Below are 16,907 nucleotides of genomic sequence, written 5' to 3'. Positions count from 1 at the left end.
CGGGGTCGGGGGGCCGCCCCGGCGGGCCGGGGGAAGTGCCCGCCGGGGCGGCCGGCTCACTTGGCGCGCAGTTCGAGCAGGTGGTACTCCATGACCCGGACGACCTCGATACGGCGTACGCGGCGCAGCATCTCGACGGTCATCCCGGCCTCGGCGGCGAAGGCGTCGATCCGCTCGCGGTCTCCCAGATCGGCCGTGCCGATCAGCAGCCGGCCGCCGTCGGCCAGGTGGTCGCGGGCCCCGGAGATGAACCGGGACTGGCCCTGGTAGCCGGGGTCGAAGACCGCGGAGTGCAGGTCGCTGGAGAGCGGGAAGCCGTCCTCCACGTACGTCCAGGGCACGTTCCAGAAGATCGCGTCGAACCGGTCGGTGGGTTCGAGCGCCGCGTACAGGTCGCTGTGCAGCACCCGCACCCGGTCCTCGACGCCGTGCCGCTCGGCATTGGCGAGGGTGTTCGCCACCGCCTTCTCGTTGATGTCGAGCGCCGTGACGTCGCTGCCGTGGAGCGCCGCGGTCACGGAGATGACGCCGGTGCCGCAGCCGACCTCCAGGAAGGAGCCGCCCTTGGGATAGGGCACGATCGAGGCCATGACCTCGGTGGCGGCGGTCAGGGTGCCGGGGAAGACGCCGCGGTGCAGGGTCCACTCGCGGCCCAGCAGGGAGAAGTCGTCCGGCAGGTCGTCCCCGGTCATGACGTGCTCGAGGACCTTGGCGGCGGCCTCGGGGGATTCCTTGACAGTCATGGTTGACCTTTCCTGTGAGGGTGACGGGATCGTGGAAGCTGTCGGGGTGCCGGGGGTCACCGGGAGGTCTCGGCGGCGTGGGCGGCCAGCGCCTCCCGGTGCCGTCCGATCTTGCGGAAGGCCTCGGCGTAGGCCTCGATCAGCGCCACGTCCTCGGGCCAGTCGGTGAAGGTGGGCAAGGACAGGGCGTGCTGCTCGACATGGGCGGCTTGCGAGCCGGGCTCCGGTGCGCTGGCGCGCTTGGGGGTGCCGGGGAAGAGGGGGTTCTCCGGCCGCGCGTACAGCGGCAGGGTGGCCAGCCGGGGGCCGGACGGCGCGCCGACCTCCATGCCCTCGGCCCGCAGGGCCTCGATCAGTACGGAGCGCGGGACGCCGCCCAGCGCCTCGGGCCGGTAGAGGGGCTTGTAGCCGTACCAGGCGCCCATGTCGACGTGGTCGGGGACCGTGATGGGCTCCAGGTAGTCCACCTCGCGAAGCAACTCGCCGAAGTGGCGCAGACAGCGGTGCCGGGCCTCCTTGCGGGCGGGGAAGGCGGCGAGCGAGTGCCGGGCGACGATCGCGTTGAACGGCGACATCCGCAGCTTCAGGCCGAAGCCGGTCACCCAGTGCGAGCGCAGCTCCTCGTCGATGACCGAGTCCCGGGAGCGGTCCCGGTAGTGGCCGAGGAGGGTGGCGCGGTCCTGCACCAGCGCGTCGTCGGTGACGAGGATGCCGCCCTCTCCCGCGTAGACGGCCTTGTTGGCCTGGAGGGAGAAGACCGCGGCGTCGCCGAAGGTGCCGACCGGCTTTCCCTTGTAGCGGCTGCCGTGGGCGTGGGAGCAGTCCTCCAGGACGCGCAGTCCGTAGCGCTCGGCGACGCCCAGGATCGCGTCCATGTCGCAGGGGTGCCCCCACTGGTGGACGACGGTGACGACCCGGGTGTTCTCGGTGATCGCCGCTTCCAGGGCCTTGGGGTCGAGGCCGCGGCTGACGGGGTCGATGTCGACGAGGACCACGTCGCCGCGCAGGGCGAAGACGGGGCTGAGCGCGGCGTGGTAGGTGAGCGCGGGCCCCGCCACCTCGACCCCCTCGCGTACGCCGAGTGCGAAGTAGGCGGCGAGCAGGGCGCTGGTGCCGGAGTTGAAGGTGACGGCGTAGCGGACGCCGTGGTCGAGGAAGGCGAGGAATTCGGCTTCCAGTTGGCCGATGGGGCCGCTGTTGCCCTTGATGGAGATGTCGGTGTTGCGCTGCTCGGTGAGTGCGGCCAGTTCGGCCTCGTCCGCGCGGGGCGGCCAGATCTCGTGGGGAAGCGGCCGGTCGATGGCCGGGGTGCCTCCGAGGAGGGCGAGCTTGTCGGCGGTGGTCATGGGTCCTTCCTGGCGTGGGGAGTGGCGTGGCTCCGGGGTGCCGGGCCGGTGGGCGGTCAGCGGAACCGCAGATCGCGGCCCGCGAAGTCGATGCGCCCCAGGCCGACGGCGTAGAAGCGCAGCAGCATGGCGTGCAGGGACGTCGGCCGGCCGGTGGTGATGGTCAGGTGGGAGGTGGCGGTGCCGCCCGCGGGGACGGTCAGCCGGTCCGGGCTCAGGGCGAACCGGAAGCCGTGCGGTTTGCCGCGGGTGATGCGGGCCCCGAGGAGCAGGTCGAGTTCCTGGTCTCCGTCGTTGGTGATCCGGGCCCGCAGCGAGGTCGTGCTGTCGGGCGCGAGGACGGCGTCCCCTTCGATGGCGATGCCGACCGTGGCGTCCTCGGTGTCCTGGGTGGCGCCGCACACGGGGCAGCTGATCAGCAGGCGGCACAGCCACGGGCGCAGCACATGGGCGCTGGTGTAGCGGTGGGTGGCCTCGCCGCAGTACCGGCACTCGCCGTACGGGCTGCGGACCTCTTCGACGGCGTACGTGGGCCGGTACGCCTCCACGAAGTGGTACTCGCGGGTCTCGGTGAGGCGCAGCAGGGTGTCGAGCAGGTGCCGGTCGAGGCGGGCGCAGTTGGCAAGGATGCGCTCGGTGGCGCGGTGCAGCGGCTCCGACTGGGTCAGGTCCGCGATGTGGTCCTTGGTCCTGCGGGCCACGGCGGGCAGGCTGTTGGCGGTGTCGGTGAGCACCGACCGGGTCTTGTCGAGCTTGATGTCGAGGGCGGCGAGGTTCTCGTAGCGCTCCACGGCGCGCACGATGCGGTCGGCCGCGGTCCGCTGCCGTGGGGCGGCGGTGAGGGTGCGCGAGGTCTCGGTGCCGGAGAGCCGGCGTTCCTGGAACCCGAAGACCAGCGCGGCCGGTTCTCCGTCGGCGGTTTCGCCGAACGTGCCGTAGAGGGGCAGTTTGCCGCCGAACGGCTTGGCGGGGACGAGGCGCAGTTGTCCGCCGCGGTGGGCCTCGCGCAGGTCGGGGTCCTTGAGAGGGACGCGGGTGAAGGCGGGCAGCCTCCCCTCGAAGGTGATCTCGGCGCGGCCCGGCTCCTCCTGGCAGGTCACCGCGTCCGGCACCGGCCGTGCCGCGGCGGGGGCGTAGCGGGCCTCCGGGTCGCCGATGACGAGCACTTCGGGTGCGTCGACGCCCCAGCGCCGCAGGCTGTCGTTGACCTGGCGGACCGCGCCGCCGACGGTGGCGCCCTCGTCGAGCAGGTAGTGGAAGAGCAGGTTCTCGCCGGGGGTGCCGTCCTTGAGCAGCGGGCTGGCTATGTAGGTGCCTGCCCAGGAGTCGAGGAAGCGCTGGGCGACGGTGAAGCGGTTGTGGCTGCCGAAGAGCTGGGTGCCGAGTTTGAGGGTGAGGCAGGCGTTGGCGAAGACGATCTGGGCGGGGATGCCGGCCGGGTCCCAGCGCCGCGCGTCGGGATAGACGCAGTCGCCGCCGTGCATGCAGGCGGGCAGGGTGCGTGACTCCCGCCGTGCCGCGGCCTGTTCGGCGGGGTCGGGGGTGAGGCCGCACAGGATGTCCTGCGAGGTGAGCCGCAGGTAGTCCTCGCTGCCGTGGGTGATGACGCTGAACAGGCGGTGCATCGGGGCCGGTTCGGCCGGATCCCGCGGTTCGGCGGTGGCGACGCCGGGCCGGGGGGCGGGCCGTGTGAAGGTGGCGGCGTCGACGGCGTCCTGCGGGTAGACGGTCAGCTGTCCGTTGCGCAGGGGCTCGTCGCCCTTGAGGAGCGGGGCGATCAGCACGTCAGCGGTGGCGGGGGCCTCGGGGTAGACGAGCGTCTTGAGGACCAGCTCGCTGAGCTTGGCGGCGCTGTGCGCGTACAGGACGCCGACGTCGAGGGCGGGGAAGCGGGCCCGTATCCGTGTGACGAGGCCGAAGTCGAGGAGCCGGGCGGGTCCGACGAGGGTCAGGAAGCGGGGCGCGGTGTCCCGTACGGTCCGGTGGATGTCGTCCTCGTTCGCCGCCGACAGCAGCCGGGCGCGCTTGGCGAGGGCGTAGACGGCCGCCGGGTGGGCGAAGGCGTGGTCGTCGCCGTGGGCGACGGCCACGACGAGATGCTCCTCCCGGCCGGTGCGCAGCTCGGTGAGGGCGGCGCCCAGGAGGACGTCTTCGTCACGGGTGGCGTCACCGGCCGCGGCCGCGGGGCCGGCGGGCCGGTCCGGGTCGTGGGCGGTGGTCAGCGGCAGGCCGAGGCGTGCGGCGATCCGGCGGGGCCACACATGGCGGCCCGTGGGGTCGAGCACAGGGACGGCGGCGGGTGCGGTGGCGGGGCGGTCCAGGGCCGCGGCGAGATACTCCCCCGGTGTGCGCGTCAGAGTGATGCTTAACGTCACGTTTCTCTCCAGGTGCCTCGGGACGGTGAGGATCAGCTGTACCGATCGGCGAGTTCGTTCCGCTCCCGTGACCGCTCCCGGTAGATCCCGTCGATCACGCGCACGGTGGTGAGTTGCCGACGGAAGTGGTCCTCACGTACGTCCCGGTCGTCCAGGTGTCCGAGGTAGTGGGCGATCATGGCGCGGACCGCGTCGGTCTTGGGTCCGGGGCGGGTGAAGCGTTCGAGGAGGCGGCCGCCGGTGGAGTGCAGGGTGGCGCCCTGGGGTTCCACGTTCAGCGCGCCCCCGGTGCCGAGGACGCAGAGGCGTTCGGACTTCTCGTGGTTGTGCCGGGAGATGCGCAGCGAGCCGGACAGGGTCGGCGACGGGTAGCTGCACATCAGGCTGACCAGGTCCTCCAGGTGCCGGTCGCGCATCTCCTGGTAGTGGTGGACGAAGGCGGCGTTCACGCGGCTCGGTTCGGGGAACATTCCGCTGAGCACGTCGATGAGGTGGTAGCCCATGTCGAGCAGCACCCCGCCGAGGGCCTGTTCGCGGGAGGCGCGCCAACCGCTCGTCGGCTGCGCCAGGTTGAAGTGGTAGTCGTACGAGAACCAGTAGGGATCGCCGATGCGGGCCAGGTTCTTCCGCGCGAACTGGAAGACCGGGTTGAAATTGCGCTGGAGGAGCGTGTAAACGCTGCGGTCCGCTCCTTCGGCCAGCTCTATCAGCTGCCGGGCCTCTTCCTCGGTGACGGCGAACGGCTTTTCCTTGACGATGTGCTTGCCGTGCAGCAGCAGTTCTCTGCACAGCGGGAAATGTTCGCTGTGCGGCACGGTGACCATCGCGACATCGAAGTCGACCCGCTTGAGTGCCTCGCCGATCCCGGTGAACCGCGGAAATCCCCAGTCATCGGCGAGCGCCCCCGCCGCAGGGGCGACATCGACGCCCCCGACGATGTCTGCGTACTCCCGGACGACCGGTAAGTACTCCTTTCCCTGGTGGCCTGCGAATCCGACCATCAGGGCCCGCAGCCGCGGTTGCGCACGCTTCTGTGAATAAGTGGACATGCGGAACTTCCCCCTCGCGTGATTGCCTCTGCCGATGACGGTGACGATGACGAAGAACGAAGTATTGAGGACGGCCGGGAGGGCTCAGCGGCGCGTGGATCCGGCGAGCCAGTCGTGTCCGGCGGCGACCGTGTCCTTGATGAAGGTGCCGGCGCCGCGCCGGACGTTCTCGTCGAGCAGGGAGATGTCCTGCGGCCCCACCCACGCGAACTCCGGGTGCTTGTCCCGTTCGAGCGTGGGTGACGACAGGTCCCCGTCCACCTCGACGACGTAGTCCGACTCGAGGTGCCGTACGCCGTCCGCCGTCCAGCTCTCGTGCACCACCCGGGCCAGCACCCGGCGCAGCCGCCAGCCGGTCTCCTCGGCGATCTCCCGGGCCAGTGCCTCGTGGTGGGTCTCGCCGTCCTCCACGGCGCCGCCCACGACGTCCCAGCATGCGGGGAACAGGCGCCGGTCGGCCGAGCGGCGCTGTACGAAGATCCGGCCGAGCGGATCGCTGATGAGCGCACCCACCACCAGCTTGGGCGCGGTCCCGTCAGCCATGGTGGGCGGCTGCCTCTCCCAGCCGGTGCCGGGAGTAGTGGGTGAGCACCGTCTGGAACGCCTGCCCGTGCAGCGTCGCCGCCTCGCGGCTGTACTGCGCCGTCCTGTCGCACGTCAGGTGGTAGCAGGGGTCGTACGGCCGGCCAGCGGTGCCGCCCCACAGAGCGGCCTGCTCGGGGGTCTTGGCCTCGAACGAGCCTCCGTAGAGCCCGCCGGTGGGGATGCCCGCGCCCAGGAACGCCACGTAGTCGGAGCGCCCGTCGGCGGGTCCCGGCAGGGAGGTGCGGCCCTGGGCGGCGAACGCGTCGGTCAGCTCGCGCTCGATCTCGTCCGAGCCGGGGGCCGGGCGCTGTCCTGTGACGGGGTCGGTGGCCTTGGAATCCAGCGTGAAGAGACCGTAGTTGGGGCTGCCGATCATCTCCAGGTTGAGGTACAGCCCGGTGCGCTCACGCTCCTCCTGGGTCAACGAGTCGACGTAGTGCTGCGAGCCGAGCAGGCCGAACTCCTCCGCGCCCCAGAAGCCGAACACCAGCCGGTTGTCCTCGGCCCGGGTGCCGTGGTCCTTGGCGGCCGCCAGGGCGCTTTCGAGCAGTACGGCGGCGGCGACACCGTTGTCGTTGATGCCGGGCCCCTCCGGCACGGAGTCGAGGTGGGCGCCGGAGACCACGGTGTGCTCGGGGTTGCCGCGGGGGCTCACGGCGATCAGGTTCTCGGTGGTACGGCGTTCGGTGAGCGAGCGCAGGGTGAGCTGGACGGTGCGTCCGGCCCGTGCCTCGGCGGCGAGGAGGCGGCCCGTCTCCTGGGTGACGCCGCCGATGGGTATGCGGGCCGCCTCGGGGTCGGCCAGCCAGGTGTGCAGTTCGCCGGGGCCGGTGTTGGCGACGATTACGGCGGCCGCGCCGGCGTCGGCGGCCACCCGCTGCTTGTCGTCCATCGAGCAGCCCCCGGCGTCGACGAGCGCGATCCGCCCGCCAGCCGGCACTCCGTCGTACGCGCCGGCGCGGCAGCCCTGCCGCCGCTCGGTGTCCCCGCCGACCGCCGTCGGCCGTGCTGTCAGGCCGCCTCGGGGGGTCGACTGCGAGTAGCCGCTGACCACGACTCCGGGTGTGCTGCCGTCCCGCAGCACCAGCTTTTCCTCAAGCGTCCTGGTGTAGCGGAAAGGGAATTGCTGGCGCTGCGTCGAGTATCCCGCTTTTTTGAGCAGCTTTTCGGTGTAGTCGACCGATTCCGCATATCCTTGCGTGCCGGATGCACGGTCGCCGCCGTGCGCGTCCGCAATGCGCTCGAACCGCGTCAGATGCTTTTCTATCCGATCCTGGGAGAGCGGCGGCGGGGTGACCTCGGATTCCCCCGCCGCAGCCGAAGAGGAACTAATCACAAGCTGCGCGAGAAAGAGCACACCGACCGCGCCTGCGGTCATCGCTCTTTTTCTCTGGATCCGGTGAAGCACGTTTCCCCCATATCCAGTGGTGCTTCTGTGAGTTCGCATCAACGACCAGCACATTACCCGGGCAATTCTTGCGCCCCAAAAAACCGTAAAGAGTATCGCCGGAATCCGGACGTCTCAGCTGGGGCTTGACACAGTGATCCGATGGCGTTTTGGAACGTACTTACGGCCCGTACTACCGGCCTCGCACCGGGACGGCGGCGCCCTCGGATACCCGCGCCGCGCGCCGCACAAACGATCAAGTTCACGCCAGGCGCCGCGTGTCGCGCCTCTTGATGATGGCCGGTTCAGCCCCGGACGGCGTCCACGTCGACCCCCGCGCCGCGCAGCAGGGCCCGGTCGGGCGCCGGCAGCCAGATCTCCCCGGGCACGTGGGTCAGCCAGTCTCCGGCCGACCGCTTGGCCAGACCGACCAGCCGGTCGACGAGCGGATGGCCCGCCTGCCGACGCCACACCATCGACCACGGGTAGACCGGCGTGGGGTCGACGAGCGGGATGCTCCTGATGTCCGGCGAGAAGGCGTAGGAGACGTCCGCCCCGGCCAGGCACGCCATCTCGCCGTGGCTCCACAGGTGTTCCAGGAAGTGCTCATCGCTCAGTGCCGCGCCCGAGAAGGCGAGCGAGAGACCGAAGGAGTCGGCCAGGCGGCGCACATAGTGCTCCCACTCCGACGCCACTCCGTTGCGCGGCTGCCAGATGCCGCAGCTCCGCAGCTCATCGATCCGCACCTCGTCGCGGCCGGCCAGCGGGTGGGTGCGCGGCACCAGCGCTCGCAGCGGTTCGAGGCGCACGAGGCGGTGCGAGAACTCCGCCGACCAGCCCTGCACGTCATGGACCCGGCCGAACGCCGTGTCGATCTCGTCCCTGGCCAGCGCGGGCAGCGCGGCGGCGAGCGACTGCCGCATGCTCAGGTTCAGCGGCAGCTCGGGGTCCTCCTCAAGGAGCTTGCGGACCAGTTGGAGCGGGGCGAGCCGTCCGTCGACCACGTCGACCCGCAGCGGGCGGCGCTCACGGGGCTGGACGGCCTGGACGGCCGCGTCGGCGGCCTCCATGACCCGGCGGGCCGGCGCGAGGAACCGCTGCCCCTCCTCGGTGAGCGCGACGCTGCGGTTGCCGCGGACGAAGAGCGAGACGCCCAGCAGCAGTTCGAGGCGCCGGATCCGCTGGGACAGCGCCTGCTGCGTGATGAAGAGCCGCTCGGCCGCGCGCCGGAAGTGCAGCTCTTCCGCGGTGATCGCGAACGATCGCACCAGCGCCAGGTCCAGATCCACAATCACCAACTGTTGATCAGCAAGCAGAAGTTGTCAACCAGGCCGTGCTGGAACACTGCCCCCGAGTCATCGGGTGATGCGTACGAGACGGCCCGCCGGATGCCCGGGACCGCTCAGGTGGCGAGCAGCGCCTTCGCCAGGGTGCCCTCGCCCGAGAGTTCGATCCGGCCCGCCCGCACGCCCTCGCCCACCGTCAGCTCGCCCCTGCTCACCGCCACGCACGTCTGCGCGTCCAGCGCGAGGCGCACCTCCGGGGCGTCCGGCGCGGGGCCGTCTCCGTACGTCTCGGCGCCGTCCCCGAGGCGCACGTGGAAGCGGCCCTCGCCGAGGCCGACCTCCACCGTTCCCTCGGCGCCGATCCGCGCCAGGGTGCGCAGCATCGGGAGCGCGAACCAGTGCGCCCGCACCGCGTCCGTGGGCCTGCGTTCTTCCAGGCCGTGCACGCCCCAGGCGGCCAGGGCTTCCAGGACCGGCAGCAACTGACGTCCCTTGAGGGTCAGTTCGTAAACGTACGCCGCCGCGGGCGGGGGCAGTCGGCGGCGGGTGGTGAGGCCCTGCTGCTCCATGTCCTTCAGGCGCGAGGCCAGCACGTCCGTGCTGACGCCCGGCAGGTCGGCGTGCAGGTCGGTGTAGCGGCGGGGGCCGACCAGCAGCTCCCTGACGACCAAGAGGGTCCAGCGGTCGCCGACGGCGTCCAGAGCCCGGGCCGCCGCGCAGTACTGGTCGTAGCTTCGGCGAGGTGACATGTGACGCAGTCTAGACAGGTTGTTGGACTTTCCAAGCGGCGACTTGGTAAAACCAAGTAACACACGTCACGGGAGGCGCACCGCATGGAGTTCCGGCAGTCGAGCAAGCTCAGCGAGGTCTGTTACGAGATCCGGGGCCCCGTCATCGAGCACGCCAACGCCCTGGAGGAGGCGGGCCACAGCGTCCTGCGCCTCAACACCGGCAACCCCGCGCTCTTCGGCTTCGAGGCGCCCGAGGAGATCGTCCAGGACATGATCCGGATGCTTCCGCAGGCGCACGGCTACACGGACTCGCGCGGCGTCCTGTCCGCCCGCCGCGCCGTCGCCCAGCGCTATCAGGCGCTCGGCCTCGACGAGGTCTCGGTGGACGACGTCTTCCTCGGCAACGGCGTGTCCGAGCTGGTCACGATGGCGGTCCAGGCGCTCCTGGAGGACGGCGACGAAATCCTCATCCCCGCGCCCGACTTCCCGCTGTGGACCGCGGTGACGACCCTCTCCGGAGGCAAGGCCGTCCACTACGTCTGCGACGAGGCGGCGGACTGGTACCCCGACCTCGACGACATGGCCTCGAAGATCACCGACAGGACCAAGGCCGTCGTGATCATCAACCCCAACAACCCCACGGGCGCGGTCTATCCGAAGGAGATCCTGGAGGGCATCCTCGATCTCGCGCGGCGGCACGGCCTGATGGTCTTCGCCGACGAGATCTACGACCAGATCCTGTACGACGACGCCGTGCACCACAGCGTGGCCGCCCTCGCCCCGGATCTCGTGGTCCTCACCTTCTGCGGTCTTTCGAAGACGTACCGCGTGGCGGGTTTCCGTTCGGGCTGGCTGGTCATCACCGGCCCGCGGCAGCACGCGCGCGACTACCTGGAGGGGCTGACGATGCTCGCCTCCATGCGCCTGTGCCCCAACGCGCCCGCGCAGTTCGCCATCCAGGCCGCGCTCGGCGGCCGCCAGTCGATCCGTGAACTGACCGCGCCCGGCGGGCGGTTGCACGAGCAGCGGGACCGGGCCTGGGAGAAGCTGAACGAGATCCCCGGCGTCTCCTGCGTCAAGCCGAAGGGCGCGCTGTACGCCTTCCCGCGCCTGGACCCGAAGGTCCATCCGATCCACGACGACGAGAAGTTCGTGCTGGACCTCCTGCTCCAGGAGAAGATCCAGGTGGTCCAGGGCACCGGCTTCAACTGGCCCCGCCCCGACCACTTCCGCATCCTCACCCTCCCCCACGCCGACGATCTCGACGCGGCGATCAGCCGCATCGGCCGCTTCCTGAGCGGCTACCGCCAGGGCCGCTGACACTCCGGGGGCACCCCACCGGACGCGCCCGGGGCGTGGCGCTGACAGGCACTCACTTCCGCTGCCAAGATGACCCCCATGATGCGTGGGGGCAAGGTCGCCGTCGTGGGTGGCAGTATCGCCGGGTGCGCGGCGGCGCTGGCCGCCTGCCGCGGGGGCGCCGACGAGGTCACGGTGTACGAGCGCACGGCGGGGGACCTGGCGGAGCGCGGCTTGGGGCTCGCGGTGCACGACGGGCGGTACGCGGAGCTGGAGTTCGCCGGTTACCTGGACGCGGGGATGCCGTGGGTGCAGATGCTGCGGCGCCGCTGGTACGTGCGCGACGCCGTGGCCGCCCCGGTGGGCCGGGAGATCGCCGCGATGCCCTTCCCCTTCCGCGCGTACAACTGGGGCCCGCTGTGGCGGGAGCTGCGCGGCAGGATCCCGGAGGAGGTCGCCTTCCGGGCGGGGACCCCCGTGCAGGCGCTGCGCCCCGGCCCCGACGGAATCCGCGTCGAGACCGCCGGGGGCACCGAGCGCTTCGACCTCGCCATCGGCGCCGACGGCTACCGCTCGGTGGCCCGCACCTGCGCGTTCGGTGACGTACGGCCCGCCTACGCCGGGTATCTCGCCTGGCGCGGCGCCTACCCTGTGAGCCGGCTCGCCGATCCGAGTGGTGGCCGGAGGACGAGTGCGTGTACGTGGTCTTCCCCGGCGGGCACGTCGTCCTCTACCGCATCCCCGACGACGCCGGCGGCCACCGCGTCAACTGGGTCCTCTACACCGCGCCGCCCCCGGGCCTCGACCTCGGGCTCGGCCTCGACCTGCGGCTGACCGGCCCGGCGGGGCTGCCGCCCGGCGGCCTCACCGAGGCCCTCGCACGGCATCTGGCGCACGTCGCCGACGACCTCCTGCCCCCGTACTGGGGTGCGGTGGTGCGGGCGACGGCGTCCGACGAACTGTTCCTCCAGCCCATGTACGACTTCACGGCGCCCCGGTCCGCCATGGACCGCGTGCTGCTGGTGGGCGACGCGGCGGCGGTGGCCCGGCCGCACACCGGCGCGGGCGCGGTCAAGGCACTCCAGGACGCGACGGTCCTGGAGTCCGCGCTGCGCGCGGCGGACACCTGGGCGCACGCCCTGGACGCGTACGACGGGGACCGCACACCCTCGGGCCGCACGATGGTGGACCTCGGGCGCCGCCTCGGCGACGCGCTGGTCCTCTCGACACCGAACTGGCGGGCGATGGACCAGACGGCGCTGGAGACCTTCTGGAAGGAGGCGGACGGGACGGGAGCGTTCGGGGGCGGGGAGCTGAAGGCCCGCGTGGTTTGACCTTGACACGGTGAGAAGGCCTTCACTGCGTCGAGGAGGTGGTCCCGATGACCCTGCCGATCCAGGACGCGGACACGAATACGGACACGAATACGGATACGGAGACGGATACGACGCGAGCCCTTCAGGGGCTGGAGGACAGCCGCTCGTCGGTACGGCTGCGGGCGGCGATGGCGGTCGGCACGGCCCCCGACCCTCGGTGCGTCGACAAGCTCATCGAACGCTGCGCGAGCGAGCCGGACTTCTCGGTGCGGGAAATGCTCACGTGGGCGCTCACCCGCCACCCGGCGGCCGCGACGCTCCCGGGACTGCTCGACGAACTCCGCGCGGAGGGCGCGCAGGCACGGAGCCAGGCGCTGCACACGCTCTCCAAGATCGGGGACCGGCGGGCGTGGCCCGCGATCACGCCGGAGCTGCTGTCCGACGCCGACGACGAGGTGGCGCGGAGTGCTTGGCGGGCGGCGGTCGTGCTCGTACCCGAAGAGGAGAAGTCCGCGCTGGCCCACGCGCTGTCGGGGCAGCTCGGGCGCGGCGGGCGCGAGACGCGGCTGAGCCTCAGCCGGGCGATGATCGCGCTCGGTGAGGTGATCGTGCCGGCGCTGGACGCCGCGATGAGCGACGCCGACCCGGAGGTGCGCGCGCACGCGATCGCAACGGAACGGCTGTTGCGCGACCCGGAGGCCGGGTTCGAGTTCGCGGTCGAGGAGGCGAGGCGCGTCGTGGCGCTCGGCGGGGAGGGCCCGGCAGAATGACATGCGCGGTGGTGGGTGACGGGCGGCGAGGAGCGACAGGCAGTGCTGATCGGTGATGTGGCCCGCCTGTCCGGGGTCAGCGCCCGCATGCTCAGGCATTACGAGGCGCTCGGCCTTGTGTGCCCGTCGGACCGCACCCACGGCGGCTATCGGGAGTACTCCGAGGACGACATCCGGCGGATCTTCCACATCGAGAGCCTGCGTTCGCTGGGGCTTTCGCTGCGGGATGTCGGACGGGCCCTCGACGACCCCGGCTTCGCGCCCTCGGCGCTCGTCGACGACCTGATCCGGCAGACGCGGGAACGCATCGCGCGGGAGACGGAGCTGCTCACCCGGCTCCGCCGGATCGACGCCTCGGAGCCCGCCGGGTGGGAGGGCGTCCTCCAGATCGTCGCGCTGCTCCAGGGGCTCGGGTCGCAGAGCGCCGCCCGGCGTCAGCGCGCGGCCCTCTCCTCGGCCGAGGAGGTTCCGGTGCCGGTGGAGGCGCTGGTCGAGGCGGCGCTGAGCGAGTCGGACACGAACGTCGCCGGGGCCCTGCGGTGGGCTCTCGCGCAGTCCGGCGACGGCGGAGGGGCGCTGCTGGCGAAGGGCCTCGGCTCGCCCGACGCCGAGGTGCGCAAGCGTGCCGTGCAGTCCCTCGCCGAGATGCCGGAGGAGGAGGCGGCCGTGCCGCTGCGGGACGCCCTCGCGCACCCCGATGCCGTGGTCCGCGGATACGCGGCTCTGGCGCTCGGGACACGCGGCGTGGCCGAGGCGGTCCCGACGCTCATCGACATGGTCGTCGAGGAGAGGAACGACGTGGACGCGGCCGACGCCCTGGGCGTGCTGGCCGCTCGCCCGGCCCTGGCGGAGGAGATCGCCACCGGGTTCACCGACCGTCTCGCCCGCGGTGGCCCCGGACCGGCCGCACGCCGCCGGGTGGCGCAGGCGCTCGCGGACATCCCGGGCAGCACGGCGTCGCGGGCCCTGGCGGATCTGGCGGGGGACGAGGACCGCGGCGTCGCGGTCACCGCGGCCTATGTTCTCGGGATACGTGACGTCAGTCGGCGCCCCGTACGTATGTGATCTTGACGTCAAGTCGGGCGTACCATCGCCGGGTTGATTCCACGAAAGGAAGTTCTGCCATGCCCACCAAGTCCCTTCGGATACCCACCCCCGACGGCGAGGCGGACGCCTTCGCAGCCTTCCCCGACGGAGCCGGGCGGCACCCGGGCGTGCTGCTGTACCCGGACGCCTTCAACGTCCGGCCCGTGGTGGAGGAGCTAGCCCGTGAACTGGCCGGGCACGGCTACTACGTACTCGTTCCGAACCTCTACTACCGCCACGGCCGCGCGCCGGTGGTCGAGCTGCCCGGACACATCGGCGAGGAGGACCGGCCGAAGGTCTTCGCGCTGCTGATGCCCCTGGTCGAGGCGCACACCACCGAGCGCGTCCTGCGCGACGCCGACGCCTACCTCGACTTCCTCGCCGCGCAGCCCGAGGTGGGCGACGGGCCCTTCGGCGTGATCGGCTACTGCCTGGGCGCCGCCCTGGCGATGCGCACCGGAGCGGCCCACCCCGGCCGGGTGGCCGCTGTCGCGGGGTTCCACCCCGGGTTCCTGGTCACCGACGCGCCCGACAGCCCGCACCGCCTCCTCTCCCGGCTCACCGCCGAGGTCCACCTCGGCCTCGCCGTAGGGGACTTGACGCCCGAGGCCATCGGCGAGCTGGAGCGGGCGCTGGACGCCGCGGGCGTCGGGCATACCATCGAGGTCTATCCGGACAGCGTCCACGGCTTCACCATGGCCGACACCGACGCGTTCAGCGCCGCCGCGCTCCAGCGTCACTGGGACCGGCTGCTCCCGCTGCTCGGCCGGGTCGTTTTGGGGGATCCGCGCCAAGATCAATAGTATCCGGCGATGATCACAAGACAACGGCCGGCGGCCTGGGTCATCGCCCTGCTCGCCGCCCTGACCGCCGGGCTCGTCACGGCGGGTCCCGCAGCCGCCGATGACGACGACGAACCGGCGCAGCCCTCCCCCAAGGTCGAGCTGGTCCTCGACGTCAGCGGCTCCATGCGGGCCCGCGACATCGACGGCAAGTCCCGTATGGCCGCCGCCAAGCAGGCGTTCAACGAGGTCCTGGACGCCACTCCGGACGAGGTCGCCCTCGGCATCCGCACCCTCGGCGCCAACTACCGCGGCGACGACCGCAAGACGGGCTGCAAGGACACCGAGCTGCTCTACCCCGTGGAGCGGCTCGACAAGGCGGGCCGCACCGACGCGAAGGCCGCCGTGGCGACGCTCGCGCCGACCGGCTGGACCCCGATCGGCCCGACGCTGCTCAAGGCCGCCGACGACCTGACGGACGACACCGCCGGGCGCAGCCGCCGCATCGTGCTGATATCCGACGGCGAGGACACCTGTCAGCCGCTCGACCCGTGCGTCGTGGCCCGGGAGATCTCCGCCAAGGGGATCCACCTCACCATCGACACGCTCGGCCTGGTGCCGGACGCCAAGACCCGCGACCAGCTGAGCTGCATCGCGGAGGCCACCGGCGGGACGTACACCTCGATCCGGCACACGGACGAGCTGGCCGGGCGCGTCAAGCAGTTGGTGGACCGCGCCGCCGATCCGGTGGTCACCCCGGTGGAGGCGAAGGGCGCCGCCCAGTGCACGGACGCGCCACGGCTGAGGTCCGGTCTCTACACCGACCGCGAGGAGTTCGGCGAGCACCGCTGGTACCGCGTGGACGTGCCCGAGGGCAAAGAGCTGCGCGCCTCCGTGAGCGTGTCGGCCGACCGTGCCGTGCACCAGGACTACGGCGTGCTGCTGCGGGCCGAGACACCGAACGGCCGCGAGATCGTACGCGGCCAGGAGTCCGGCGACGGCCGCACCGACGTGATCTCCACGGGGCTTCGCTATCCGAGGCCGGAGGCCGACGACGCCGACGAGGACGACAAGTACGGCGCCACCGAGACGGTCTGTCTGCGCGTCAGCAACTCCTTCTCCGCGCCCGCGTCGGTGAAGAAGACGCCGGGTATGCCGGTCGAGCTGGCCGTCGACCTGGTCGACTCCCCCGACGAGGCCTCGGACGTCGCCTCCTTCGGGCTCGGCCACGGCTGGTGGCTGCTCGGGCTGCTCGTCCTCGTGGGCTTCGTCGCCGGTCTGGTCTGGGGCTGGCTCTCGCGCTGGCGTTTCGCGGTCTGGAGGACCAACTGATGCGTACGACACGTGTATGGGGACGGGCGGCCCTGCTGGCCGCGACCGCCCTGCTGGCCCTTCCCCAGGCCGCCGCCGCCGACGGTGACGGCGGCGGCGAGGCCGACGGCGCCCCGTCCGAGGCGGGCACCTCCTTCCGCACCGCCACCGCGATCCGCCCCGACCAGGACGCCTCCGCGGAGGCGTCCACGGGCGACTACCTGTACTGGGCGTTCCCCGTGGACGCCGGGCAGCGGGCCACCGTGCACGCCACGGTGAAGCTCCCGGAGGCCGCCGCGCGGCACGCTGCGTCCACCTGGCAGGTCGATGTGTACGACGGTCTGCGGCGCCGCCAGGCCTGCCGGCTCGGCACGCCGAGGAGGACGGCGGCTCAGGATGCCGGTGCGGTCTCGCTGTCCTGCACGCTGCGTACCGTCAAGGCGTGGTCGGAGCAGTGGGCGAACGACCCGCTGCCGGGCACCTACTACATGCGGCTCACCGTCACCGGTCTGAAGGCCGACGACCTCGGTCTGCCGGTGCGGGCCGAGGTGAAGGTCACCACGACCGACGCGGGCGGCGCGCAGGCCGTCGACGGCGCGCTGGCGGAGCCGCTGGTGCCGGGCGCGGGCTCGGACCGGCAGACGCCCGCCGCCGCGACCGAGCCCGAGGACGGCTGGGCCTCGGGCTGGTGGTCCTCGCGCTGGCTGTGGACGGCGGGCGGTGGCGTTCTCGCGGCGCTCGCGGGCGTCGGCGGATACGCCCTGACCCGCGGCTCGGGCCGCCCCGCGCGGGTGCCCCAGGGCCTGTAGGCACGCCCGCCCCGCGGGTGGCCCGCGGGGCG

The 16,907-nt window shown here is 71.9% G+C and carries 14 protein-coding genes and 1 pseudogene; 7 read left to right on the top strand and 8 right to left on the bottom strand.

What is annotated here, in order from left to right; all coding sequences use genetic code 11:
- Positions 1–56: 56 nt before the first annotated feature.
- The 8 genes from CP975_RS29270 to CP975_RS29225 all read right to left on the bottom strand — a co-directional run bounded on the left by CP975_RS29270 (position 57) and on the right by CP975_RS29225 (position 9,520).
- A complete protein-coding gene (locus tag CP975_RS29270) occupies positions 57–743 on the bottom strand; it encodes a class I SAM-dependent methyltransferase (protein WP_055528324.1) in 687 nt (228 codons plus the stop codon).
- Between the two features lie 56 nt (positions 744–799).
- Complete coding sequence (locus CP975_RS29265) at positions 800–2,089, bottom strand: DegT/DnrJ/EryC1/StrS aminotransferase family protein (protein ID WP_055528325.1); 1,290 nt, start codon at positions 2,087–2,089, stop codon at positions 800–802.
- Between the two features lie 56 nt (positions 2,090–2,145).
- A complete protein-coding gene (locus CP975_RS29260; RefSeq protein WP_055528327.1) occupies positions 2,146–4,464 on the bottom strand; it encodes a hypothetical protein in 2,319 nt (772 codons plus the stop codon).
- A 32-nt stretch (positions 4,465–4,496) separates the two neighbouring features.
- A complete protein-coding gene (locus CP975_RS29255) occupies positions 4,497–5,513 on the bottom strand; it encodes a Gfo/Idh/MocA family protein (RefSeq protein WP_246201669.1) in 1,017 nt (338 codons plus the stop codon).
- Between the two features lie 84 nt (positions 5,514–5,597).
- Positions 5,598–6,056 carry an NUDIX domain-containing protein gene (locus CP975_RS29250; RefSeq protein WP_055528328.1) on the bottom strand — a complete coding sequence of 153 codons (459 nt, stop codon included), beginning with the start codon at positions 6,054–6,056 and terminating at the stop codon, positions 5,598–5,600.
- Positions 6,049–7,476, bottom strand: coding sequence for a M28 family metallopeptidase (locus CP975_RS29245; RefSeq protein ID WP_167532748.1), 1,428 nt, complete (start codon positions 7,474–7,476; stop codon positions 6,049–6,051). The genes CP975_RS29250 and CP975_RS29245 overlap by 8 nt, the downstream gene beginning before the upstream one ends.
- Positions 7,477–7,790: 314 nt before the next feature.
- Positions 7,791–8,780: a LysR family transcriptional regulator gene (locus CP975_RS29240; protein ID WP_167532747.1), complete on the bottom strand. Its 990-nt coding sequence runs from the start codon at positions 8,778–8,780 to the stop codon at positions 7,791–7,793.
- Between the two features lie 107 nt (positions 8,781–8,887).
- Complete coding sequence (locus tag CP975_RS29225; protein WP_055528335.1) at positions 8,888–9,520, bottom strand: winged helix-turn-helix transcriptional regulator; 633 nt, start codon at positions 9,518–9,520, stop codon at positions 8,888–8,890.
- Between the two features lie 84 nt (positions 9,521–9,604).
- Between CP975_RS29225 and CP975_RS29220 the strand changes: the two genes are divergently transcribed.
- From CP975_RS29220 to CP975_RS29190, 7 genes and pseudogenes are all read left to right on the top strand, one after another.
- A complete protein-coding gene (locus CP975_RS29220) occupies positions 9,605–10,822 on the top strand; it encodes a pyridoxal phosphate-dependent aminotransferase (protein WP_055528337.1) in 1,218 nt (405 codons plus the stop codon).
- Between the two features lie 81 nt (positions 10,823–10,903).
- Positions 10,904–12,135: pseudogene (locus tag CP975_RS36665) on the top strand (FAD-dependent monooxygenase).
- Between the two features lie 47 nt (positions 12,136–12,182).
- Entirely contained in the window at positions 12,183–12,887 is a 705-nt protein-coding gene (locus CP975_RS29210; RefSeq protein ID WP_055528339.1) for a HEAT repeat domain-containing protein, read from the top strand.
- A 42-nt stretch (positions 12,888–12,929) separates the two neighbouring features.
- Positions 12,930–13,952 (top strand): HEAT repeat domain-containing protein, encoded by a 1,023-nt coding sequence (locus CP975_RS29205; protein WP_055528340.1) that lies wholly within the window; start codon positions 12,930–12,932, stop codon positions 13,950–13,952.
- A gap of 59 nt (positions 13,953–14,011) precedes the next feature.
- Positions 14,012–14,776 carry a dienelactone hydrolase family protein gene (locus tag CP975_RS29200; protein WP_055528341.1) on the top strand — a complete coding sequence of 255 codons (765 nt, stop codon included), beginning with the start codon at positions 14,012–14,014 and terminating at the stop codon, positions 14,774–14,776.
- A gap of 9 nt (positions 14,777–14,785) precedes the next feature.
- Positions 14,786–16,087, top strand: coding sequence for a VWA domain-containing protein (locus CP975_RS29195; RefSeq protein ID WP_055528342.1), 1,302 nt, complete (start codon positions 14,786–14,788; stop codon positions 16,085–16,087).
- The gene (locus CP975_RS29190; protein ID WP_055528343.1) at positions 16,087–16,875 is read left to right on the top strand and encodes a hypothetical protein; all 789 of its coding nucleotides are present in this window, start codon (positions 16,087–16,089) and stop codon (positions 16,873–16,875) included. Before CP975_RS29195 ends, CP975_RS29190 begins: the two co-directional genes overlap by 1 nt.
- The last annotated feature ends 32 nt before the right edge of the window (positions 16,876–16,907 follow it).

Origin of the sequence: Streptomyces alboniger (genome assembly GCF_008704395.1) — a bacterium.
GTDB classification, from domain to species: domain Bacteria; phylum Actinomycetota; class Actinomycetes; order Streptomycetales; family Streptomycetaceae; genus Streptomyces; species Streptomyces alboniger.
The sequence above is the reverse complement of the archived record's forward strand: the minus strand, read 5'-3'. Positions and strand labels throughout refer to the sequence as shown.

Bases quoted from the DNA above. Each gene is read 5' to 3' on its own strand.
- CP975_RS29195 (WP_055528342.1), top strand. From the start codon at position 14,786: ATGATCACAAGACAACGGCCGGCGGCCTGGGTCATCGCCCTGCTCGCC.
- CP975_RS29200 (WP_055528341.1), top strand. From the start codon at position 14,012: ATGCCCACCAAGTCCCTTCGGATACCCACCCCCGACGGCGAGGCGGAC.
- CP975_RS29250 (WP_055528328.1), bottom strand. From the start codon at position 6,056: ATGGCTGACGGGACCGCGCCCAAGCTGGTGGTGGGTGCGCTCATCAGC.
- CP975_RS29255 (WP_246201669.1), bottom strand. From the start codon at position 5,513: ATGTCCACTTATTCACAGAAGCGTGCGCAACCGCGGCTGCGGGCCCTG.
- CP975_RS29220 (WP_055528337.1), top strand. From the start codon at position 9,605: ATGGAGTTCCGGCAGTCGAGCAAGCTCAGCGAGGTCTGTTACGAGATC.
- CP975_RS29190 (WP_055528343.1), top strand. From the start codon at position 16,087: ATGCGTACGACACGTGTATGGGGACGGGCGGCCCTGCTGGCCGCGACC.
- CP975_RS29245 (WP_167532748.1), bottom strand. From the start codon at position 7,476: ATGACCGCAGGCGCGGTCGGTGTGCTCTTTCTCGCGCAGCTTGTGATT.
- CP975_RS29225 (WP_055528335.1), bottom strand. From the start codon at position 9,520: ATGTCACCTCGCCGAAGCTACGACCAGTACTGCGCGGCGGCCCGGGCT.
- CP975_RS29265 (WP_055528325.1), bottom strand. From the start codon at position 2,089: ATGACCACCGCCGACAAGCTCGCCCTCCTCGGAGGCACCCCGGCCATC.
- CP975_RS29270 (WP_055528324.1), bottom strand. From the start codon at position 743: ATGACTGTCAAGGAATCCCCCGAGGCCGCCGCCAAGGTCCTCGAGCAC.
- CP975_RS29210 (WP_055528339.1), top strand. From the start codon at position 12,183: ATGACCCTGCCGATCCAGGACGCGGACACGAATACGGACACGAATACG.